Origin of the sequence: Desulfosarcina sp. (genome assembly GCF_041551955.1) — a bacterium.
In the GTDB taxonomy this organism is placed as follows: Bacteria; Desulfobacterota; Desulfobacteria; order Desulfobacterales; family Desulfosarcinaceae; genus Desulfosarcina.
Map to the genome: position 1 here is coordinate 1 of NZ_JBFELV010000422.1, position 4,498 is coordinate 4,498.

3 protein-coding genes are annotated in these 4,498 nt (G+C 54.8%); all 3 read right to left on the reverse strand.

Annotated features, from left to right (window positions below):
* On the reverse strand, positions 1-948 hold a 948-nt coding region (locus ABYV26_RS21600), incomplete at its 3' end, for an aldo/keto reductase (protein WP_372683428.1).
* 243 nt (positions 949-1,191) lie between these two features.
* Positions 1,192-1,965: a PDZ domain-containing protein gene (locus ABYV26_RS21605; RefSeq protein WP_372683429.1), complete on the reverse strand. Its 774-nt coding sequence runs from the start codon at positions 1,963-1,965 to the stop codon at positions 1,192-1,194.
* Between the two features lie 150 nt (positions 1,966-2,115).
* Positions 2,116-4,323 (reverse strand): multicopper oxidase family protein, encoded by a 2,208-nt coding sequence (locus ABYV26_RS21610; protein ID WP_372683430.1) that lies wholly within the window; start codon positions 4,321-4,323, stop codon positions 2,116-2,118.
* Positions 4,324-4,498 lie beyond the last annotated feature (175 nt).

The window sequence follows — 4,498 nt, forward strand, 5'->3', positions numbered from 1 at the left end:
CGCATCCAACCGTTCTGCCAGCGAGTCGTTCCATTTTATCTTCAAGGCTTGCAGGTTGGAATTTAGATGATCGACGCATGCGGCGCCACTCAAGACCACGTCAACAAACGGCTGGTTAATTACCGCTGCCAGTGCCAAGCTGTCCACCGTGGCGTTTAGGTTTTCTGCCTGGGCTTGCAGTAAAGCCATCTTGCGTTTAAATTCGGGAGAATCGTTTCGTGCGGTCAAACGGCCGTTGGCCAAGCCTTCCTTGACAATAACACCAATTCCAACGTCGTGCGCTTCCCGTAAGGCGCTCGTGACCGACTGCTCCAGCAGATTCCAGGTTGCCTGCACCGCCGAAAAAAGAGGAACACCATCAAACTCGATTTCCAATGCACGCCGGATCGTGTCCGCCTGCTGCGTACCACTTACCGTGAAACCAATACTCAGCCCGGTGTTACGCAATCGAGCCAGTTCCAGCAACACCGCCTGATCATCCAAAACCCCACTGTCAAGGGTCGTCGAATGAATCTGGTACAAATCGAGATGACCTCCGAGAAAGGCGATGCTTTCTAAAATCTGACGTTTCAGCACCGGCAGGGAATGATCCTTAATTTCATGCTTCTGTCCTTCTGGTAGACTGACCCGCCAATCGGCAGTGTAGGTGTAACCCCATTTGGAGCCAATGGTACACGCCTTTTCTGTAATGCCCCGTTTCGCAATCCAGGTATGCAGAAATTCTTCCGCTTTTCCGTATGATCGGGCCGCATCGAAATAGCGGATACCGGCATCCCATGCCGAATCCAATACGCGGTGCGCCTGAGCTTCCATCGCAGTGACATCGTGCTCGTGATTCAAGTCATTCCCATGCCCTATATTGATATAACCGGGCCGTCCTAGTGCGGCCAGACCCAAGCCTATCGGCGTGACTGGTAGACCACTGTTACCCAACAGGTTTCTGTTCATCTTTTATTCTTTCACCGACCTCTTAAATTACAATTTCTTTACCGACGCTCACATCCAGACATGTGTCGCCGAACGGCTCTTTATATGTACAACGTGAACGGTTGTCGGCGCAATACTTGCCCTGTTGCGGTCTTTATCCAAATCGCAGTTTTTCCGAACACTGCGGTTGAGGCTGGCATTGCCGGGCGGGTTTGCGTGAGAACACTTCCGGCTGAACGAAACAAGGTCCGGTTGGGGTGGGTGTTATTCTATCAGCAGATTGATGTGGTAGGTGCGGGCCCGGCGCCTGACCGTCAGGTCGATGTCGCCGCCCTGGCGGATGATCTCAAAAAAGGAGGTCGCTTCCTGCGGCCCGGCGATCTCCTGGTCGTTGATCGCCAGCACCAGGTCGCCACTTCGCAGACCCATTTTCGAAAAAATGCTGGCCGGGTCGAAGGCGGCGATTCGAAAGCCCACCTCGCGATTAAGAAAGCGGGCAGGCACGATGTCGACAGTGTCCAGGACCGATGCGGGATTCGCAAACGCAGCTTCGGCCGCCGCTCGTTCGATGACATAGAGACGCTCGCGCGAACCGACCCGGTTGATTGGCGTGGCCGATGGACTGGGTAGATCTCTCTCCGGTGGTACGTTTAGTGAGACAGTTGTCGACCGGCCCTGACTCAGATAGCCGCTTATTTTCACCGTATCTTCACCCTTGCCCGCATCGATAACGATATGATCGCGCCGGACCGATTTGATGAGGATGCCGCCTGCGCGGTCGCCTTCGTGAAACAACCACTGCCGGCGGCTGTTCAGATCCTCGATCACAGCAATGCGCTTTAACGGGTTGCGGGTCACCGCCGTCCCGACCAGCTTTAGAGAGCTGTTTTTTAACATGATCGCCGGTACCTCCTTGTGGCCAATGTCTGCCGTTCGGGCATCCACACGTTCCGGCAGCAGACAGCAGATACTGAGGCCCGCGAGGAGCAGCGCAGCTGACAAGCGCCGAAGCGGGATTGGTTTCAAGTGGCTTTTCACTGGTTAGCCTCCGATGTTATTCACTAAATTAAGAACGCCTCGTAGGATTGTCCATTTGTGCCTGCTTAAAAGATCTTTTCATCTCTAACGTACATAAGGTCGGGTGCCGCCTCAAGGCGGCACCCGATTTATCGTGCGGGTAATTGTGGCTTAGGCCCCCGGTCCGACGTGCATTACGCGCATCATCTCGTGGTCCTCGTGGGAGAGGATGTGGCAGTGCCAGACATAGCGGCCAGGCTTGTCGAAGGTCGCCTTGATGCGGGTGACCTGTCCCGGCAGGGCCGTGACCACGTCTTTGGGAGCATTCTCAACGTAAGCGTCAGGTTTTTGTTCTGGCGGAATAATTGCTGGACCGTCGGTTTGAGGATTGACAATTCTGAATCCCTGACCATAAGTGGCGGGGTCTCCTGCAACTGAGTTGTGCTGTACGGTTGGCTGTGGGACCAGGTAGGTGCCATCTTCAGCGGGCGTAGATCCGTCTGGGATGAAACCATCCTCATCGGCATTGGTGTCCCACTTGATCGCCTCGCGGCCGAGAACTTCGAAATGCACGAGATGAAGGTGCACGGGGTGTGCGTCGCCAGTCACGTTCCAGACTTCCCACTCTTCAGTGGAATTAAGTGCCGGGTTCTCCGTGGTTGGGCTGTGCCAGGCGATGGAGCCTTCCATCTGCCCGACCAGCGGAGAAGGCGTACCGTCAGGAAATACGGCTAACTCGTATTCGGTCGTCGCTGGCCAGTTGATGGAATTACCGAGATGGTCCGTAGCTGGTTCGGCCGTGCCCAGCAATGGTTGCAGGCGTCCGTACTCGTCGGTACCTTCAAACAAGGCGACTTTGCGCGTGCGGGATGCCACACCGGCAACGATCGGCGTCGCGTAGCCCGTCACCGGACTGACATCGGGCACGGCGTTATCCCGCGACAGCACCACGTCAAAGGCCATGACACGGTCCATTTCAGGAAAATCCCGACCACCTTGGTTGATGATCAAACCGCCGCCGAAGGGCTCGTCGCCACCGATGTTTTCCATGATAATGCGCTCGTCGTCGAAGTCGTTAAAATCAAAAATAATGTCGTAACGCGAACCAGTTTCAACAATCAGCGTAGTGACGGTGGTCGGCTCAGAGGCCAAACCCTGGTCGCTGCCGATGACGGTGAATGGGATCGGATCACCAGCACCTGTCAGGTTCGTGGCGTCGGAGCTTGCGGCTTTCCGGAACTGAATGGCCAGGAATCTGCTGTCGCAGCCGTTGAGCAAGCGCAGGCGGTAGTTGCGCGGCTCCACGTCCATCTTGGGCCAGATCTTGCCGTTGACCACCATGTGGTCGCCGAAGAACTCGGCCAGCCCGGTCGGGCCGCCGCCGGGGAATAAAGCTTCTGGCAGAGTAGCCCCCTCGCCAGTGATAAAGTCAACGTAGAACGGATCGCCGGGGAAGGCCGGGTAGAACAGCTCGCCGGTGTCCTTGAACATCTTGTCCTGGATGGCAAAGGCGGCTTCATAGGGAAAGGCGGGCAAGCTCAGCGGGTTGTTTGGTAAACCAGTATCGAAGTCGTCTCGGATGATGTAGAATCCCGCCATGCCGGCGTATACGTTGAGACGGGTGATGCCCAGGGCGTGGTCGTGGTACCAGACCGTACCGGCAGGCTGGCTGTTGTCATAAAGGTACTTTTTGTCCAGCCACTGCGGGCCGCGGATTTTCCAATTCGGGCTAAAGAAGAATTCTGGGTTGCCATCGGCCTCGAAATCGTTGTGGCCGCCGTGGACGTGGGGCACGATGGGCACGCCGTCTTTTTCGATGCTATAGCGCTCATAACCGTGCAGACTGTATGCCCAGTGGAGGTTGGTGTCGATCACTGAGCGGCCGGTGAAATCGTAGGTCGGATCATTGCCGAAAAGACTGCTGTTGTCCTTGCCGGTAATGATGGGCGCGATCTTCTTCAATTTGTTTTCCCACTTGACCTCGAGGGGCTCGTAGCTTCTGACCTGGAAGGTACGACCCGGCCAGGTGTAGAGTTTTTTCTCACCGTATCCCCAGACGGTGGTCCACAATTTGTTGCCCATTGCGTCTTGGAGACCGGTCTGCTGCATCGTCTGACTGACAGCTACTTTAATTTTGTGTTTTTTGCCTTTAAGTGTGTCGAAAATGAACCCAGGATCAAGGGCATTGGGTACCAATTCCATGAATTTCGGCTGCAGGGAAGGATCACTCAGCCCCGGCCCTTGAGTGGCGGCATGGGCCGTTGGCATGCGCAATCGCCAGGGCAGCATCATTCCCGCACCGGCAAAAAGCCCGGCTTTCAACACTTGCCGCCGTGACAAATTCATTTGAAATTTGTTTTTCCTTTTGTTTTTTCTCATAAGTATGCTCCTAACGCTATTGGTGGGGGACAAAATACTGTACATGAAGATTATTGCCTGCTAAGCGGTCTACAATAATATGTTGTTTGGTAGATATTTTACTATAGACAGCCACAATGTGGCATTCAATAAGGAACTCCCTGAAATTTGCCTTCAAAACCCTGAAATGGAAATC

Coding starts and splice junctions, on each gene's coding strand:
- ABYV26_RS21610 (WP_372683430.1), bottom strand. CDS start 4,323: ATGAGAAAAAACAAAAGGAAAAACAAATTTCAAATGAATTTGTCACGG.